Source organism: Streptomyces sp. NPDC002206 (assembly GCF_053593595.1).
The window spans coordinates 1-1134 of the sequence record NZ_JBSFCW010000098.1 but is presented as its reverse complement, the minus strand read 5'-3'; the positions used below and the strand labels follow the sequence as shown (position 1 = coordinate 1134).

Below are 1134 nucleotides of genomic sequence, written 5' to 3'. Positions count from 1 at the left end.
GGCCCTGTTTGCCGCGATCGACCGGCGAGCGCCCAGCCACCTCGCCGCCGCCGGGGGCCTTGGTGATGGAGCCGTCGACGGCGATCTGGTCGAGCACGAGCCCGACGATCCGGTCGTAGGACTCAAGCGCGATCTGTTTGAGTCGGGCGAAGAAGCCGAGCCGGATCCACTCGTGCGGCGTTGCGGATCGTGGTCGCCGAGCAGGTCGTGTCGGAGACCGCCTGGTAGGAGCAGCCAAACCGCAGGAGCTGGAGCAGCTTGTCGAACACGATCCGGTCGCTGATACGGCGGCGGTGGCAACCCAGCGGGTGGGCGGGATCGACCGCAGGGCGCTTGGGCAGCAGTGCCGCGAATTGATCCCAGAGCGGGTCGGTCAGCCATGATGGAAGGACGGGCACAGATCTCCCCAGTGGTCACAGAGCGTCGCAACTCCATGATCACTGGGACCTGTTCCCACCTTGTTGCCGGGGCTCCACACGCCGCCTATCTGCGCGGCCTCTAAGCCTCGATCCACCGAGTGACTCGCGTGCTGTGGATGAGCAATCAAGAAGAGGTGCCTGCTGACCTGCGATGATGGGAGTTCTGACGCTTCCAGCACGCACAATCAGCAAGGCACCTCGTAGATGCAAGTTTCCCATACTCCGGCAGCGGTCTCCGCTGTGTTCGATAACCCGAACCTGATCGCGTATGCCGGGCTGCTGCCGGTGCTACGGCTGGCCGAGCGGTGCGGGCTTTCGGACCTGGTGACGCAGAAGGTGAAGCTGACCGGGACGAAGAACGGGGCGGGGGCCGCGGCGGACGCCAAGGTCCCCAGCATCGTGGCCGGCATGGCCGCGGGTGCGGACAGCATCGACGACCTCCGCATGCTGCAACACGGGGCGATGCCGGCCGTGTTCGCAGGTGCCCGTGCCCCGTCCACGCTGGGCACCTTCCTGCGGGCGTTCACCCACGGTCATGCCCTTCAACTCCACGCCGTGCACCGCCGGTTCCTGGCCGCGCTGGCCGCGCACACCCCCTTGCTGCCCGGCGCGGGAGAGAAGGCGTTCATCGATGTCGACTCCACCCACAAGCGGGTCTACGGCCGGGCGAAACAGGGCGCCGAGTACGGCCGGTTCAAGGGCATCCGCACCCTGC

Annotated in this window: 2 pseudogenes; one reads left to right on the top strand and one right to left on the bottom strand. The window is 67.1% G+C overall.

Features of this window, described 5'->3' with window-relative positions:
• Positions 1-398: pseudogene (locus ACWCP8_RS41190) on the bottom strand (transposase); the annotation flags it as partial.
• 225 nt (positions 399-623) lie between these two features.
• Here ACWCP8_RS41190 and ACWCP8_RS41185 point away from each other — a divergent pair.
• A pseudogene (locus ACWCP8_RS41185) lies at positions 624-1134 on the top strand (IS1380 family transposase); the annotation flags it as partial.